13 protein-coding genes, 2 tRNA genes and 3 rRNA genes are annotated in these 17130 nt (G+C 44.7%); 1 reads left to right on the top strand and 17 read right to left on the bottom strand.

What is annotated here, in order from left to right; translation table 11 throughout:
* Window positions 1–10: 10 nt before the first annotated feature.
* From rrf to metK, 12 genes are all read right to left on the bottom strand, one after another.
* A 5S ribosomal RNA gene (gene rrf, locus JG734_RS02275) occupies window positions 11–126 on the bottom strand.
* A gap of 139 nt (window positions 127–265) precedes the next feature.
* Window positions 266–3172 (bottom strand): 23S ribosomal RNA (locus JG734_RS02270).
* 351 nt (window positions 3173–3523) lie between these two features.
* Window positions 3524–3599: transfer RNA gene (locus tag JG734_RS02265), tRNA-Ala, on the bottom strand.
* A gap of 93 nt (window positions 3600–3692) precedes the next feature.
* A tRNA-Ile gene (locus JG734_RS02260) sits at window positions 3693–3769 on the bottom strand.
* Between the two features lie 179 nt (window positions 3770–3948).
* Window positions 3949–5490 (bottom strand): 16S ribosomal RNA (locus tag JG734_RS02255).
* Together the 16S, 23S and 5S rRNA genes with 2 tRNA genes alongside form the textbook arrangement of a ribosomal RNA operon.
* A 374-nt stretch (window positions 5491–5864) precedes the next feature.
* Window positions 5865–6857, bottom strand: coding sequence for a beta-ketoacyl-ACP synthase III (locus tag JG734_RS02250; RefSeq protein ID WP_201333417.1), 993 nt, complete (start codon window positions 6855–6857; stop codon window positions 5865–5867).
* Window positions 6858–6860: 3 nt separating this feature from the next.
* Window positions 6861–7862 carry a phosphate acyltransferase PlsX gene (gene plsX / locus JG734_RS02245; RefSeq protein WP_201333416.1) on the bottom strand — a complete coding sequence of 334 codons (1002 nt, stop codon included), beginning with the start codon at window positions 7860–7862 and terminating at the stop codon, window positions 6861–6863.
* 3 nt (window positions 7863–7865) lie between these two features.
* Window positions 7866–8018, bottom strand: a complete 153-nt coding sequence (gene rpmF, locus JG734_RS02240; protein ID WP_201333415.1) for a 50S ribosomal protein L32 — start codon at window positions 8016–8018, stop codon at window positions 7866–7868.
* 2 nt (window positions 8019–8020) lie between these two features.
* Window positions 8021–8383 carry a DUF177 domain-containing protein gene (locus JG734_RS02235; protein WP_201333414.1) on the bottom strand — a complete coding sequence of 121 codons (363 nt, stop codon included), beginning with the start codon at window positions 8381–8383 and terminating at the stop codon, window positions 8021–8023.
* Complete coding sequence (ndk, locus tag JG734_RS02230) at window positions 8384–8797, bottom strand: nucleoside-diphosphate kinase (RefSeq protein ID WP_201333413.1); 414 nt, start codon at window positions 8795–8797, stop codon at window positions 8384–8386. It abuts the gene before it with no gap.
* Between the two features lie 99 nt (window positions 8798–8896).
* Window positions 8897–9181 (bottom strand): 4Fe-4S dicluster domain-containing protein, encoded by a 285-nt coding sequence (locus JG734_RS02225; RefSeq protein WP_201333412.1) that lies wholly within the window; start codon window positions 9179–9181, stop codon window positions 8897–8899.
* Window positions 9182–9227: 46 nt separating this feature from the next.
* Window positions 9228–10394 carry a methionine adenosyltransferase gene (gene metK / locus JG734_RS02220; protein ID WP_201333411.1) on the bottom strand — a complete coding sequence of 389 codons (1167 nt, stop codon included), beginning with the start codon at window positions 10392–10394 and terminating at the stop codon, window positions 9228–9230.
* Window positions 10395–10562: 168 nt separating this feature from the next.
* Between metK and JG734_RS02215 the strand changes: the two genes are divergently transcribed.
* The gene (locus JG734_RS02215; protein ID WP_201333410.1) at window positions 10563–11162 is read left to right on the top strand and encodes a peroxiredoxin; all 600 of its coding nucleotides are present in this window, start codon (window positions 10563–10565) and stop codon (window positions 11160–11162) included.
* 22 nt (window positions 11163–11184) lie between these two features.
* On the opposite strand, the gene dxs is transcribed toward JG734_RS02215, so the two are convergent.
* The 5 genes from dxs to lysA are packed head-to-tail and all read right to left on the bottom strand — an operon-like array spanning window position 11185 to window position 17119.
* Entirely contained in the window at window positions 11185–12996 is a 1812-nt protein-coding gene (dxs, locus tag JG734_RS02210; RefSeq protein ID WP_201333409.1) for a 1-deoxy-D-xylulose-5-phosphate synthase, read from the bottom strand.
* Complete coding sequence (gene hisC / locus JG734_RS02205) at window positions 12980–14086, bottom strand: histidinol-phosphate transaminase (RefSeq protein ID WP_201333408.1); 1107 nt, start codon at window positions 14084–14086, stop codon at window positions 12980–12982. Before hisC ends, dxs begins: the two co-directional genes overlap by 17 nt.
* Entirely contained in the window at window positions 14083–15153 is a 1071-nt protein-coding gene (pheA, locus tag JG734_RS02200) for a prephenate dehydratase (protein ID WP_201333407.1), read from the bottom strand. The genes hisC and pheA overlap by 4 nt, the downstream gene beginning before the upstream one ends.
* Window positions 15153–15917: an HAD-IIA family hydrolase gene (locus JG734_RS02195; protein WP_201333406.1), complete on the bottom strand. Its 765-nt coding sequence runs from the start codon at window positions 15915–15917 to the stop codon at window positions 15153–15155. Before JG734_RS02195 ends, pheA begins: the two co-directional genes overlap by 1 nt.
* Entirely contained in the window at window positions 15914–17119 is a 1206-nt protein-coding gene (gene lysA, locus JG734_RS02190; protein ID WP_201333405.1) for a diaminopimelate decarboxylase, read from the bottom strand. The genes JG734_RS02195 and lysA overlap by 4 nt, the downstream gene beginning before the upstream one ends.
* Window positions 17120–17130: the final 11 nt, after the last annotated feature.

Genomic DNA, 17130 nt, shown 5'->3' with positions numbered 1-17130 from the left:
ATAACCCTTGGCCTGGCGCCGACCTACTTTTCCACACCCGAGGGGTGCAGTATCATCAGCGATGCGGAGCTTAGCTTCTAGGTTCGAAATGGAGCTAGGCGTTTCCTCCGCTCTATAGGCACCAGGACAAGAGAAGTAAATCTTTTTTTAAAGACTTACTTCTCTTGTCTTTGCAAGAGTAGTGCAAAAGATCTCCAACTCACTGCTCATAGATAAAGCGAGTAGCTCAGTAAGGCGGCGGTGCGTCTTTTTTTTGATTAATTAATCTTGTAAGCCAATCGGACTATTAGTACTGGTCAGCTAAACGCATTGCTGCGCTTACACACCCAGCCTATCAAGGTGGTAGTCTTCCACCGTCCTTCAGGGAAGGCTCATCTTGGAGTCGGCTTCCCGCTTAGATGCCTTCAGCGGTTATCCGTTCCGTGCATAGCTACCCGGCGATGCCCCTGGCGGGACAACCGGTACACCAGTGGCACGTCCAACCCGGTCCTCTCGTACTAGGGTCAGCTCTCCTCAGCCTTCCTACGCCCACGGAAGATAGGGACCGAACTGTCTCACGACGTTCTGAACCCAGCTCGCGTACCGCTTTAAATGGCGAACAGCCATACCCTTGGGACCTGCTCCAGCCCCAGGATGCGATGAGCCGACATCGAGGTGCCAAACCTCCCCGTCGATGTGAGCTCTTGGGGGAGATCAGCCTGTTATCCCCGGGGTACCTTTTATCCTTTGAGCGATGGCCCTTCCACTCAGAACCACCGGATCACTAAGACCGACTTTCGTCTCTGCTCGAGTTGTCTCTCTCACAGTCAGGCTGGCTTATGCCTTTATACTCTCCAAGCGATTTCCAACCGCTTTGAGCCAACCTTTGTAAGCCTCCGTTACTCTTTAGGAGGCGACCGCCCCAGTCAAACTACCCGCCAGGCATTGTCCTCCTGGTGGTTAACACCAGCGAGTTAGCCATCAGAATGAGGAAGGGTGGTATCTCAAGGACGGCTCCACCCGAGCTGGCGCCCGGGCTTCGCAGCCTCCCACCTATCCTGCACATCCTCATCCCGATGGCAGTACCAAGCTGTAGTAAAGGTCCACGGGGTCTTTCCGTCTTTCCGCGGGTAGGAGGAATTTTCACCTCCACTACAATTTCACCGGATCCCTGGTCGAGACAGCCCCCATCTCGTTACGCCATTCATGCAGGTCGGTATTTAACCGACAAGGAATTTCGCTACCTTAGGACCGTTATAGTTACGGCCGCCGTTTACCGGGGCTTCGGTTCACGCCTTCGCCCTTACGGGCTAAGCGATCCCCTTAACCTTCCGGCACCGGGCAGGCGTCACACCATATACATCCTCTTACGAGTTAGCATAGTGCTGTGTTTTTGGTAAACAGTCGGATGGAGCGCTTCGCTGCGACCCGCCTCGGCTCCGGCCGCGAGGGCCTTCACCTACTACGGGCACACCTTATACCGAAGATACGGTGCCAGTTTGCAGAGTTCCTTGACCAGGGTTCTTCCGCGCGCCTTAGAATACTCATCTCACCCACCTGTGTCGGTTTACGGTACGGGCTACTTACTACTCAAACGGCTTAGAAGCTTTTCTCGGCTCGACGGCATCACCGGTTCCCCCGCCGCCCCGAAGGGCTTTGGGGGCCTGTCGGGTCTCGGCCTCGCGCTGGGCGGATTTGCCTACCCAGCAGCCTACACCCTTCGAGCCCGTATTCCATCACGGACCCCGGCTAGCCCTAAGCGTCCCTCCATCGCCTTGTAGTAAGTAGGTATCGGAATATTAACCGATTTCCCATCGCCTACCCCTCTCGGACTCGGCTTAGGACCCGACTAACCCTACGTTGACGAGCATCGCGTAGGAAACCTTGGGTTTTCGGCGAAGTGGATTCTCACCACTTTTATCGCTACTCATGCCTGCATGCTCACTTCCAGCCGCTCCACTGCTCCTTACCGGTACAGCTTCAACGCCGACTGGAACGCTCTGCTACCGCGCATACTCCAGTATGCACCTGCGACTTCGGTGTGTGACTTAGCCCCGTTATATTTTCCGCGCAGGGCCGCTAGACCAGTGAGCTGTTACGCTTTCTTTAAAGGATGGCTGCTTCTAAGCCAACCTCCTGGTTGTCTATGCAGCCCCACATCGTTTTCCACTTAGTCACAACTTGGGGACCTTAGTCGGCAGTCTGGGTTGTTCCCCTCTCGACATAGGATTTTATCACCCTACGCCTGACTCCCAGGATACCACACGAGGTATTCGGAGTTTGACAGGGTTTGGTACCCCTGTGTGGGGCCCTAGCCCTATCAGTGCTCTACCCCCTCGTGCTACTTCCTGAGGCTATACCTAAATATATTTCGCAGAGAACCAGCTATCACCGAGTTTGTTTGGCCTTTCACCCCTATCCACAGCTCATCCAAGGAGTTTTCAACCTCCACTGGTTCGGCCCTCCATGGGGTCTTACCCCCACTTCAGCCTGGCCATGGATAGATCACCCGGCTTCGGGTCTGCAGCCAGTGACTTATTCGCCCTCTTCAGACTCGCTTTCGCTACGGCTTCGCGTGCGCTTAACCTCGCCACTGACCACAACTCGCAGGCTCATTATGCAAAAGGCAGTCCGTCACCCTGTTCCGAAGAACATAGGGCTCCGAATGATTGTAGGCATACGGTTTCAGGTTCTATTTCACTCCCCTCACTGGGGTTCTTTTCACCTTTCCCTCACGGTACTTGTGCACTATCGGTGTGATGGTAGTATTTAGCCTTGGAGGGTGGTCCCCCCATCTTCAGTCAGGATAACACGTGTCCCGACCTACTCGCTAGGCCTCTGCCTAGTCCCACCTATACCATTTCGCCTACAGGACTATCACCCTCTATGGTGTGCCTTTCCAGACACTTCGGCTATAGTATAGGCTACACAGAGGCGGGCTACTCCCCGTTCGCTCGCCGCTACTAGGGGAATCTCGGTTGATTTCTTCTCCTCCGGGTACTGAGATGTTTCACTTCCCCGGGTTCGCCCCGGCTTACGCCGGTGACTGGCATCTCTGCCAGCCGGGTTGCCCCATTCGGAAATCCCCGGATCAACGCTTCTTGGCAGCTCCCCGAGGCTTTTCGCAGCCTAGCACGTCCTTCATCGCCTCCATCACCCTAGGCATCCACCGTACGCCCTTTGTAGCTTACACCTACTCTAAGACGCACCGCCGCCTTACTCAACTACTCTTGAGTAAGACAGCCTTACTTGTGCTTTATCTATGAACAATGAGTTGTCAAATATCCCTTAGACCTAAAGTCTAAAATAAACCCTAAATCCCTTTAGAGCTTATTTTAAACTTCGTCCTGGTGGAGTCTACCGAGGACCCTTCCGGTGACCTCCCACTGGCGTATACTATGCACTCGCTTCGCTCGCGCATATACGCATCGCCGTGCGGAGCTACAAACGACAAGCAGTTGTCGTTTGCTTTACGCTCCTCCCGTGCAAGGCACGCAGTCGGCAATGTAATCTCTCTTACACTCCCAACTACGTGCTTTTATCCTGGTGGAGTCTACCGGGATCGAACCGGTGACCTCCTGCGTGCAAGGCAGGCGCTCTCCCAGCTGAGCTAAGACCCCATTTCCTGGTTGAGTAGTGAATTGTGCAAACTCTTTTGCGTAGCGTACCTTGTAGTACGTGAGCGAAAGAGTTTGTGCAAGACTCTCTCAATATGGTGGGCCTGAGAGGACTTGAACCTCTGACCTCACCCTTATCAGGGGTGCGCTCTAACCACCTGAGCTACAGGCCCATTTAAAGCTCGCCCCTGATAAGGGCTCCTCTTAGCTCTTCTTAACTCCACTTTATCTTTTCAAAGAACCTCTTTGATCTCTCACAACTAGACAGAGCGAGCTCCCCAGGCTTAGAGAGTCGTGATACTCCCTAAACCCCTTTTATCCAAAGAACCTAATCTTTGGATCATCACTCTAGAAAGGAGGTGATCCAACCGCAGGTTCTCCTACGGTTACCTTGTTACGACTTCACCCCAGTCGCTGAGCCCACCGTCGACGGGGGTCCTCCCTTAACGGGTCGGTCCCCCGGCTTCGGGTGAGCTCAACTCCCATGGTGTGACGGGCGGTGAGTACAAGACCCGGGAACGTATTCACCGCGGCATGGCTGATCCGCGATTACTAGCGATTCCGACTTCATGCAGTCGAGTTGCAGACTGCAATCCGAACTGGGACGCGCTTTAGAGATTTGCTCCACCTCGCGGTATCGCCTCTCTCTGTACGCGCCATTGTAGCACGTGTGTCGCCCTGGGCATAAGGGCCATGATGACTTGACGTCATCCTCACCTTCCTCCCGGTTACCCGGGCAGTCTCCTTAGAGTGCCCACCCGAAGTGCTGGCAACTAAGGACGAGGGTTGCGCTCGTTGCGGGACTTAACCCAACATCTCACGACACGAGCTGACGACAGCCGTGCAGCACCTGTCACCCGGCTCCCCCATAAGGGGGCACCCCTCCATCTCTGGAGGGTTCCGGGGATGTCAAGCCCAGGTAAGGTTCTTCGCGTATCTTCGAATTAAACCACATGCTCCACCGCTTGTGCGGGTCCCCGTCTATTCCTTTGAGTTTTAGCCTTGCGGCCGTACTCCCCAGGCGGGATGCTTATTGCGTTAGCTGCATCACTGGGGTGACTAGCACCCCAACGACTAGCATCCATCGTTTAGGGCGTGGACTACCAGGGTATCTAATCCTGTTTGCTCCCCACGCTTTCGCGCCTCAGCGTCAGTACCGTTCCAGCAGATCGCCTTCGCAATAGGTATTCCTGGTGATCTCTACGGATTTTACCCCTACACCACCAATTCCATCTGCCTCTCCCGGACTCTAGCCTAGCAGTTTTGGACGCAGTTCCACAGTTGAGCTGTGGGCTTTCACATCCAACTTACTAAGCCGCCTACGCGCCCTTTACGCCCAGTGATTCCGAGTAACGCTTGCACCCTCCGTATTACCGCGGCTGCTGGCACGGAGTTAGCCGGTGCTTATTCGCAGGGTACCGTCATCTTCTTCCCCTGCAAAAGGAGTTTACACCCCGAAGGGCGTCATCCTCCACGCGGCGTTGCTGCGTCAGGGTTTCCCCCATTGCGCAATATTCCCCACTGCTGCCTCCCGTAGGAGTCTGGACCGTGTCTCAGTTCCAGTGTGGCTGATCATCCTCTCAGACCAGCTACCCGTCATTGCCTTGGTAGGCCGTTACCCCACCAACTAGCTGATAGGCCGCAGCCCCATCCCATAGCGCTCAATCGCTTTCCACAACTGCACTTATGTGCAGAAGGTGTATAGGGTATTAGCAGCCCTTTCGGGCTGTTATCCCCCGCTATGGGGCAGGTTAGCTACGTGTTACTCACCCGTGCGCCGCTTAGCTGACACTCAATTCACCCCGAAGGGATCATTGAGCCGTTCTCGCTCGACTTGCATGTGTTAGGCACGCCGCCAGCGTTCACTCTGAGCCAGGATCAAACTCTCCATAAATACTTTTTACTGTATTAAGGAGTCAAATCCTATTTCACTTTTACTCAAAGGAGCTCGACTCTGTCTAGTTGTCAAAGATCAATTTCTTATAAAGAACTCTCTCACTCATCTTCACTCAAGATAAGTGATTTGAACTCTTTTTTCGAGGACTGAAATTATGCCAAATTCATCACTCTTTGTCAAGAGCTCCTCTTGCCCTCTTCTTTTTTTAAAGGCGAGAATTCTATCTCATTTCTCTTTACTTGTCAAGAGGTCTTTTAGTAGATCTCTTTTTAACTCTCATTCCCTAAAAAGATCGCAAAGCCCAAACAGCCTCTCTCCCAAATGAGGATCGTGATTATGCCAAAGTTTGGATGCGTTGTCAAGGGAGGAGATTAATTGCCAGCAAATGGAACAAGGGCACTTCCCCAAGTAAAGCCGCCACCAAAGGCATCAAGAAGCATCATATCGCCTCTTTTGAGTTTCCCCTCTTCATAGATATCATTCATTGCCATTGGAATGGAAGCTGAGGATGTGTTACCATATTTTGCAACAGTCATGACAACCTGCTCAGATGAAAGTCCAAGAGCAGAAGCTACAGCAGTGAGAATACGATAGTTGGCTTGGTGAGGAATGAAGTGTGTGATACTACTAGCATCAATACTATTTTTTTCTAAAATATCTCGCACATCATTTGTAAGAGTTTTTACTGCTACTTTAAAGGTCTCATTCCCCTTCATCTTGATAAAGCATGCTCGCTCTTCAAGAGCAATCTGTGAACAGGGTTTATTGGTACCGCAACCAGGAGTAATGAGATAGTCATAGTATTTTCCATCTGCAGCAATATGGACATCAGTGATTGCCTCTTCTCTATTCTCAGTTGCACTAATAACAGCTGCCCCAGCACCATCACCAAAGAGGATACATGTAGTGCGATCTTGCCAATCGACAATAGCACTCAGCTTTTCTGCACCAATAATCAATATATTTTTAGCCATGCCAGATTCTATAAAAGATTTGGCAGTAGCCAATGCATAAATAAAACCGCTACAAGCTGCACTTATATCAAAAGCTGGTATATTGGCAATATCAAGTCTTTTGGCAATCATGCAAGCGGTTGAAGGCATACAGAGGTAATCTGGTGAAATTGTCGCACACACGATCATATCGATCTGTTCTTTTGCAATCCCTGATCGCTCAATAGCTACAAGTGCTGCTTTGAATCCCAAATCACTTGTAGATTCATCATGCGCAGCGATATGGCGTGTTTTTATACCTGTTCGTTTGGTGATCCACTCATCACTTGTATCAACCATTTTCTCTAGATCTTGATTGGTAAGGACTTTTTGCGGAACATAGGCTCCAACAGATCGAAAAGCTGCGTACAATTCTTATCCTTTGATTATTACCTCTTCTAATCGTTTTTCAATTGTATCATTTATATCTGAAGAGACATAGTTTATTGCTTGATTGATAGCATTTTTTATAGCTTTTGGTGTACTTTTGCCATGACTAATGATAGCACATCCTTTGATCCCAATCAGAGGTGCACCACCATATTCACTATAATCTATCTCTTTTTTTAAAGATCGAAATACTTTTTTCATCATCAAAGCCCCCGCCATACTCAGAGGACTCTTTTTTATATTTTGCTTCATCAGTTTACTAATAGCTCCAGCCACACCTTCACTGGTTTTAAGCAAAATATTGCCAGTAAAGCCATCAGTCACTACGACATCTACCGAACCGTCAAAGATATTATTGCCCTCAACATTTCCAATGAATGTGGGAAGTTTTTGCAATAGCTTAAATGTTGCCTTTGTAAGCTCGTTACCTTTTGTCTCCTCTTCTCCATTAGAGAGGAGTCCTACTCTTGGATTATCGATATGCATGATAGAGCTGGCATACGCTTCTCCCATAACTCCAAATTCGAAAAGGTGCTCTGGCTTACAATCTACATTTGCACCTACATCTAAAACAAGTGTCTTCTTCCTTTTGTATGTTGGCATGAGAGTTGCAATTGCGGGACGTGATACATTTTTGAGTCTACCAATACGTAGCGTCGCTAAACTCATAGTTGCACCACTGTGACCAGCTGAGACTACTGCATCAGCCTCTTTTTTACGCACCAAATCGACTGCTTTATAAATAGAACTCTCTTTGCGCTTAAGTGCTTCTGTAGCTTGCTCTTCCATTCCAATGACATCGGTGGCTTCAACAATATGGACACGTGAATAGATCTTTTTATCTTTTATGAGAGGTTTTATTTTTTGGGGATCACCTACAAGAATAGCTTCAAAATTATTGTACTCTTTAAGTGCGAGAATAGTTCCTTCGATAATTGGATAGGGACCAAAGTCCCCTCCCATAGCATCTATTGCGATCTTATACATCGCTTAGCTTTTATATTCACCTGTAGTTGGGTTCACATGGTGCGGCATTTTCCAAGTGCCATCTTTATCTTTTACTGGGCGAGCAAGTTTGATTTTGTAGTGTGTTCGTCTTTTAGCTGCTCTTGTTTTACTTACACGTCTCTTAGGTACTGCCATAATTATTCTCCTTCTTTCTGTTTACATTCATTACAAATGTGATAATCGAGCCGTATCGACTCATACTCTGAATCGATTAGCTCTTGCATATCTACACTGCCATTATAAAACTCAATGATATCTGCTTCGTTATCAAAGCCTTTATATACTCCATCACTGAGTTTCAATATAAGTGGTTCATCTATGGGTACTGAAAAGCTCTTCCCGCACCTAGCACATTCTACTTCAACACTCCCTCGTAAGGTTCCCTCAAGATCGACCAGAGAGTCTTTCCCCCTCACTACTGAACCATGTAGGGTAAGGTCATCTTTTTGGATTAACACATCTTTTTTGTGCAATCCAATCTTTTTGAATGCTATTTTCAATTAGAGAATTTCCCTTTGTGCAAAGAAAAATGCGATCTCTTTTTGAGCATTTTCGAGACTATCACTTCCATGCACTGCATTTGCTTCGATACTCTCAGCAAAATCTGCTCTAATTGTTCCAGGAGCAGCCTCTTTTGGATCAGTTGCACCCATCAGTTCTCTATTTTTTGACACAGCGTTTTCACCCTCTAGTACCATAACAACTACAGGACCGCTTGTCATATATTCTACCAAATCATTGAAGAATGGTCTTTCTTTATGCACTTCATAAAATTTTGCTGCATCTTCTCGTGTGAGTTTGATCTTTTTCATTGCAGCTATACGCAGACCATTAGTTTCGAATCTATCGATGATTTTGCCGATAACATTTTTTGCAACTGCATCTGGCTTGATGATAGAAAGGGTTCTCTCCATCGTATCTCCCAATAATAAATTTAGACGCAGATTATAGCAAAGAAAACATAAGTAAAGTTTAAAATGAAGGGTTAATCAGGGCAAAAGCCCCGAAGGAGATTATTCGATAACTGGAGCGTGGTTTTCGCGAGCTTCTTGAGGAACATCGTCACGGCAAGTTGCACCTTCGAGGCACACATCCCAAACAATACATCCCTCAGTAGGGCACGCTTCTGCACATGCTGGAGTGTCATGATAACCAACACACTCTACACATTTATCTGGATAAACGTAGTAAATCTCTTCTCCAGTTGGATTATCATCATCATCTACGATTGCTTCAACCGGACACTCATCGATACATGCTCCACAGTTAATACAGATGTCTGTAATTTTTACTGCCATTTCTACTCCTTTTTTGGTTTGTCAATCAAACTATAACAAATTTTTTTTAAAGTCTGCTTACATTTAGGTAGTCTGCAATTTCTTCAGCTTTATCGGTCTTCTCCCACGTAAAATCTGGGAGTTCTCGCCCAAAATGGCCATATGCCGCAGTCTGTCTATAAATAGGTCGCAAGAGATCGAGTGACTCGATAATCCCTTTTGGCGTAAGATCAAAAATTGCTCGTACACACTGCTCGATTTTTTCATCTTCTACTTTGCCAGTTCCATGGGTATCCACCATAATTGATACAGGCTCAACTACACCAATAGCATAGGCTATCTGGATAGTAACTCTATCACATACTCCGCTTGCAACGAGGTTTTTGGCCACATAGCGCGCAGCATATGCACCACTTCTATCCACTTTAGTTGGATCTTTGCCACTAAATGCTCCTCCTCCATGTGGACAGCTACCGCCATAGGTATCAACTATGATTTTACGTCCTGTAAGTCCCGCATCCCCTTGCGGACCACCGATGACAAAGCGTCCTGTTGGGTTAATATGATAGACAATATCATCTGCAATAAGCTCTTTTGGAATTACTTTATACACAACCTCCTCTATGACAGCATCTTTGAGACGATTGTAGCTCACATCTGGATCGTGTTGCGTAGAAATGACAATCGTTTTAATCTCTTTTGGTTTACCATCTACATATCTCACAGTCACTTGTGCTTTACCATCAGGTCGCAAAAATGGCAATACTCCTTCTTTTCTCGCATGAGCAAGCTCTTGGGTGAGTCGATGCGCCATCGTAATAGGAAGCGGCATCAAAACATCAGTCTCCCTGCAAGCGTACCCAAACATAAGCCCCTGGTCACCTGCACCAATCTCACCACTTGCTTTATCGACACCTTGATTGATATCAGGTGACTGCTCTCCAACAGCATTAAGCACTCCAGCACTACGATAGTCGAATCCATAGAGTGCATCTGTATAGCCAATTTCGCGAATCACTTCTCTAACTATATCTTGCATTGGTGCATAGGCTGTGGTTTTGAGCTCACCAGCAATGACCGCAAAACCGTTGCTCAGCAACGTCTCACACGCTACTCGTGCATTTGGATCTTTATCAATAATATAATCTAATATAGCATCACTGATCTGGTCTGCCATTTTGTCTGGATGCCCTTCAGTTACAGACTCAGATGTAAAGAGATAGTCTCTTGCCATATAGTTTTCCTTTAATTTTTTTCTCAATTATAGCGAAATAGGGAAACTTTCCACTTAACTAAATTGAACAAAATGAGTTCAACTCTCCTCTTTAAATGCTATTTTAGTAAAAAGCTGTTATCATACAAATGTTTTGCAATAGAAAATAATTATCCAAAAGGAGAGACAATGTTAGTCACTAAAAAAGCGCCAGATTTTACTACACCGGCGGTAATGCCAGACAATACAATCAATGAAAACTTCAATCTCTATGAAAATATCGGAGAAAAAGGAGCAGTTCTTTTCTTCTATCCTCTCGATTTCACATTTGTATGTCCAAGTGAAATCATAGCATTTGATCATAGACTTGAAGAGTTTCAAAAAAGAGGTATCAATGTAATAGGATGCTCGGTAGACAGTCATTACACTCACCTTGCTTGGAAAAATACTCCAGTAGAAAAAGGGGGAATCGGCAATATCCGCTATCCGCTTGTAGCTGATCTTACTAAAAAGATTGCAAGAGACTATGATGTGCTTCTAGAAGAAGCAGGCGTAGCTCTTAGAGGAAGTTTCTTAATAGACAAAGATGGAACTATTCGCCACTGTGTTATCAATGACCTTCCACTTGGACGTAACATCGATGAGATGATTCGTATGGTAGATGCCATGGAATTTGCTAACGAGCATGGCGAAGTATGTCCTGCAGAGTGGGAAAAAGGTAAAGAGGCTATGAAGCCAACCCCTGAAGGTGTTGCTGAATATCTTGCAAAACACGCAGACGAACTCTAACAAAAAGGCGCACTTGCGCCTTTTAACTCTTTGCAAGTAAACTCTCTATCTTTTGTGCTAACTGCTTGGGAGTTAGACCCAAAGCTTCCTCAACATCTGCTATTTTTCCATGAGGTATGAATCTATCCTCAAATTCAAAACTTACAATCTCAATATCCATACCAAGCTCAGCAATTGCGCTTGCTACACCACCAAGTTTTGCACCGTCACTAAAGACAAACCATTTTTTATAACGAGTGCTTAGCTCTCGCAAAAGCTCTTCATCAAGAGGTTTGACAAAACGTAAATCTAAAAGACCTACATCAACTGAAAGCTCTTGGAGTGTTTTGTAAGCACGACCCACTCCATTACCATATCCAACAAGCAGAATTTCACTTTTTCCTTCCTTTAAAAGTTCTGCTTTGCCTAATTCAAATGGAGTAGCTGCAAATACCTCATCATCAAGAATAAAAGCTCCTCGAGGATAGCGAAAAGCGCAAGGTCTTCTAAAATTGGCTGCAAATGCAACTGCCTCTTGCAATGTAGCTCCATCACGAGGGGCAAAGAGGTGAAGGTTTGGAATTGGACGCAAATAACTTATATCAAATGCTCCCTGGTGCGTCTCTCCATCCTCTCCAACGATTCCTGCCCTATCAATAGCAAAAGCAACTCCTACATCCATAAGCGCAATATCATGAATAACCTGGTCGTAGCCTCTTTGTAAAAAGGTTGAGTAGATTGCTACAAATGGTTTAAAACCCTCTTTTGCCAAAGGTCCCATAGATGTTACAGCATGCTGCTCAGCAATTCCAACATCCCAAAAGCGATCGGGAAACTCTTCGATAAGAGGTTTTAGACCTGTTCCACTTGGCATAGCAGCAGTTACACCTACAATTTTTTCATCTTGGCGCGCTAATTCTAAGAGTTTTTTGCTAAAGACTGAAGTAGCATTGGGTTTGGAACTCTTTTTGAGTGGTTCACCTGTTGCTATATCAAATGGTCCTACACCATGCCAGTGCTCATAGTAACCTTCGGCAATTTTATACCCCTTGCCTTTGAGAGTTTGGGCATGAATAATAACAGGTTTACCTAGCTCTTTGGCGATAGTGAGGGTTTCGATAAGAATTTTGAGATCATGTCCATCAACCGGTCCTATATAGTCTAGACCCAATTCCTCAAAAAGCACACCAGGAGTAATAAGCTTGAGGGACTCTTCAAATCGTTTGGCAATATAGGTAGCAGATTCTGGTAGATGCTGCAGAAGCTGCTCAGTACGTTTTTTCATGTTTTGATAAAAAGGGCTTGCCATTTTTTTGCTTAGATACTTGCTAATCGCCCCGATCGGCTTGGCAATACTCATCTCATTGTCATTTAAAATAATGACGACAGGGTATTTTCTATCACCTAACTCATTGAGCGCTTCATATACCATTCCAGCACTCATGGCACCATCACCGATGAGTACAACAGGAATACGATTTTCCCTTTTAAGAGCAATCGCTTTGGCTGCACCAACAGCTAAAGAGATAGAGGTAGAGCTGTGCCCTGCTACCCAGTAATCATAAGGACTCTCACTCGGTTTCGTATAACCACTGATACCACCAAACTGCCGCAAAGTATCAAACTTGTCCCAACGATCAGTCAAAAGCTTATGGGCATAGGCTTGATGACTCACATCAAAAATAAATGGATCTTTTGAAGCATCAAAGACGTAGTGCATCGCTATAATAAGTTCTACTGCACCCAAAGTAGAGCTGAGGTGTCCGCCATTTTTGCTTACAACTTCTAATATTCTATGGCGAATACTTTGAGCAATATCCTCTAACTCATCGATACTCTTATTTTTTATATCCATCTAGTACCTCTTTAAAGAGCGTAAATACTCTATCGTTTTGCTCTTTTGTTCCTATCGTTATTCTAATGGCATTCATGCCGTAACTTGTTAAATCTCTGACAATAACACCTTTTTTCAGCAAAGATTCAGCAATATACCTGGATGAGAGATGTGAAGGAAAAAGATATGTGATGAAATTGGTATAGCTATCGATGAATTCAAGCCCTTCGCGCAAAGCAAACTGCACGTATCTTTCCATCTGCTCAAAATTTTTGCGAATTGTCTCTTGCACAAACTTCTCATCCTCAAGAGCCGCTTGTGCAGCTACTAAAGAGAGAGTAGTCACATTAAATGGTGGACGCAGTTTGTAGAGCTCTTGGATAATACGAGGTTGCGCTATTCCATATCCTATGCGCATACCCCCTAGGCCGTAGGCTTTTGAAAATGTACCAAGATAGATCACATTTGGGAATTTTCCAATCAGATCTTTTGGATCGATCGACTTTTTTGGATCTTTATAGGCTGCATACTCCATGTAAGCACAATCTACAATGATAAGAGGATCTGTTACATCTTCTAAAAATTGATAGAGATAATCGCGATCAAGTGCATCACCTGTTGGATTGTTTGGTGTACAGATATGGATGATAGCTGGGTTGTACTTTTTGTATAGATCATAAAACTCATCCAGATCGTGACGATAGCAAGAGCTGCGCACAATATTTGCACCCTGCTGCAATGCATAGATCTCATACATTGCAAAAGTGATTTTACTCATCAATACATTATCACCTTCACCAAGCACAGCTCTAGCACAAAACTCTAGTACCTGGTCGCTTCCTGCTCCTATGATGAGGTTTTCAGGAAATATATTAAATTTTTGAGAAAGAGCAGATTTGAGCTCATACATACTATCATCAGGATAGATGGAGACTTTGTGAGCATTCTCATGCACACCCTCTATTACTTTTGGACTTGCTCCATAGGGGTTTTCATTAGATGCGAGCTTAATAATATCCTTCTCTTCTATACCAAATTCTCTCACAACAAGCTCGATAGGTTTGCCAGCTTCATAGGTTTTGAGGCGCGAAAGTGTTGGATTGAATTTCACTGATTATCTCCTTTGGCGTAACTTCCAAGCCATTTGATCTCTTTTGGATGCTTTTTGAAAACTTCCTGGACATTTGCATCATCTACATGCCCATCAAAATCTATATAGAACCAGTAATTAAAATCTTTATCTTCAGCTGGCCTTGATTCAATCTTGGTAAGGTTTATATTGGCTTTGTCAAAATCTTGCAAAAATCTTACAAGTGCTCCAGGTTTATCCTCTAACTTGGCAAGGATTGAAGTTTTGTCAAATCCGCTTGGCTGGTTTTTGAAATTGCTCAGCACTATAAAGCGTGTCATATTGGTATGCACATCTTCGATATTTTCAAAAAGAACCGGAATATTGTAAAGTTTTGCCGCAATATTGGAGCAGATTGCCGCACTTTTTGGCTCTTTACTTGCAAGCATTGCAGCCTTTGCAGTTGATTCAACAGGTATGAGCTCTACATCTTCCAAAAAGTGCTCTTGCAAAAATTTTCTACACTGTCCAAATGCAATATCTTTGGAATAGATCTTTTTGATATTTTTAATATCCTCTTCAAGCGATGCAAAAGAGTGGTGGATCGGCATATAAACTTCTGCTACGATTTTAAGCTCACTTTTGCCAAGAAGATCGAGTGTCTCTCCTACAACCCCATCAATGGAGTTTTCGATAGGCACCACTCCATACTTTGCTCTCTCTGCTTCAATTGACTTAAAAACTGCTGCTATAGAGTGCGCTGGAAGATACTCGCTCATCGCCCCAAAGCGCGATTCAGCAGCTTGGTGTGTAAAACTCCCCTCTGGTCCAAGGTATGCTACGCGCTCTGGTCTTTCCAAATTACGTGAGACTGCAAAAATCTCCAAAAATATAGCCTCTATCGCTTTATCGTTGAGAGGACCTCTATTTTGTTTTTTGAGACGATTGAGAATTTCAATCTCACGCTCTGGTCGGTATATCGGTGCTTTTGATCTGTTTTTAAGCTCACCGACAGCCTTGACAACTTCCATCCGCTTGTTGAGGAGTTCAAGCAGTTGATCATCGATAGCATCTATCTGCTTACGCAACTCTTGCAATTTATCTTCCATTACAGCACTCCTAATTTTTTACCAGCTTCAGCAATATCGCGACACACAAGGTCTGGAGTAAATCCAAGTTTTGGTAGTATCTCTTCAGCCCTTTTATATTTGCCACTTAAAACAAAAACACTCCTCATTCCAAGTTTTGCGGCTCCCATGAGGTCGCCCTGCACATCATCACTGATAATTGTAATCTCTTTGAAATTTTTCGCACCAATCTTTTCCAAAGCCTTTTTGAAAAAATATTCACTTGGCTTCCCAATAAATTGTGGCTGTACTCCTGTAGCAAAAGAAAACATAGCTGCCAATGCTCCAACTCCTGGATAGCGCCTATCGCCTTTGGCATAGAGGGAAGTCTGATGCATACCAAAGAGTGGCTTACCTAAAAGTAAAAATTCATCAATATCAGCAAACTCTTCAAAAGTATAGTCTCTCTTCACACTTAAAAGTACTGCCTCAGGATCTTTATATTCGAGTATAAATCCAAGCTTTTGCAGGGTTTGCAAAAATTGATCTAGCCCATATGCGGCAACTCTTTTGTATGGCATAGCCTCAGGGAGAATCTGCAAAGGATCGATATAGTTTTGATCATCGATTTCAAATCCTAGAGTACGTAGATATTCTAAAAAATCTAACTGCTTTGTATTATTTGTAATAATAACATAAGGAATGGCTTTTTTATTGAGAGCATCAACAAACTCAATTGCTCCCGGAAGTGGCAGTCTGTGTGTATCATCAATGAGAGTACCCTGCACATCAATAAAAAATTTCACACCATGAACCTTATCTCTTTTTCTATAATATATTCAAATGTTTCACGTTCACGTATGAGTCTATCTTTGCCACCTTCAAGAGCGACTTCAGCTGGCCGTGGTCTTGTATTGTAGTTGCTGCTCATAACAAATCCATATGCTCCAGCACTTTTGACCAAAACAATATCACCGTGTTCAGTTGGAGGAAGTTCCCTCTCTTTGGCTAAGAAATCCCCACTCTCACATACCGGTCCCACAACATCAGCTTTACTCCCCCTCTCATTCTCTTTGCCAACTACCACCACTTCATGGTAAGCGTTGTAAAGACTTGGGCGCAAGAGATCATTCATCGCTCCATCTACAATTATAAAGCGCTTCGATTTTGTCCGTTTTTCGTAAAGTACTTTTGTCAAAAAGACTCCAGCATTGCCTACGATAAATCTTCCCGGTTCACATACAATCGTCATATTTGTACCACTTAAAGTCGAAAGAATCGCTTGCGCATAATCGTATGGCTCGATCGTCTTTTCATCTTGATAGCGAATCCCTAAACCCCCACCAACATCAAAAAACTTGATATCTATGTCTATCTTTTGCAAAGCTCTCACAAGATCAGCCACTTTTTCACTTGCCTCTTTGATAGGTTCAAGTTCAGTCAATTGGCTTCCTATGTGAAAATGGATACCAACTGGCTGAAGATATGGAGAATTTTTAGCCTGGAGATAGAGTTTCTTAGCCACATCAATTTCTACACCAAACTTATTCTCACTTAAACCTGTAGAGATATAGGGGTGAGTCTTTGGATCGATATTGGGATTGACGCGTATACTTATACGGGCTACTTTACCCATTGATTTTGCTATATCTTCTATGCGTCCAAGCTCAGCTTCACTCTCTACGTTGATAAAAAGAATATCTTTTTCCAAAGCCTCGGCTATCTCATCATCACGCTTCCCTACACCACTAAAAATGATTTTATAAGGAGGAATACCAGCCAAAAGTGCACGCTTAACCTCACCAATACTTACACAGTCTGCTCCACTTCCAAGATTTGCGAGATGCTTTAAAAGACTCATATTAGAATTTGCTTTGACTGCATATGCTATAAGAGATTTTCTCGCCTTGAAAGCATTTTTAATCTGCATAAAATTTTGTGCAACTATGTCAAAATTATACACATACAAAGGTGTATCATATTTTTGTACTAATGCTTTATAATCCACTCTGCATCCTT

Origin of the sequence: Nitratiruptor sp. YY09-18, assembly GCF_016593235.1 — a bacterium.
Taxonomy (GTDB): domain Bacteria; phylum Campylobacterota; class Campylobacteria; order Campylobacterales; family Nitratiruptoraceae; genus Nitratiruptor.
The sequence above is the reverse complement of the archived record's forward strand: the minus strand, read 5'-3'. Positions and strand labels throughout refer to the sequence as shown.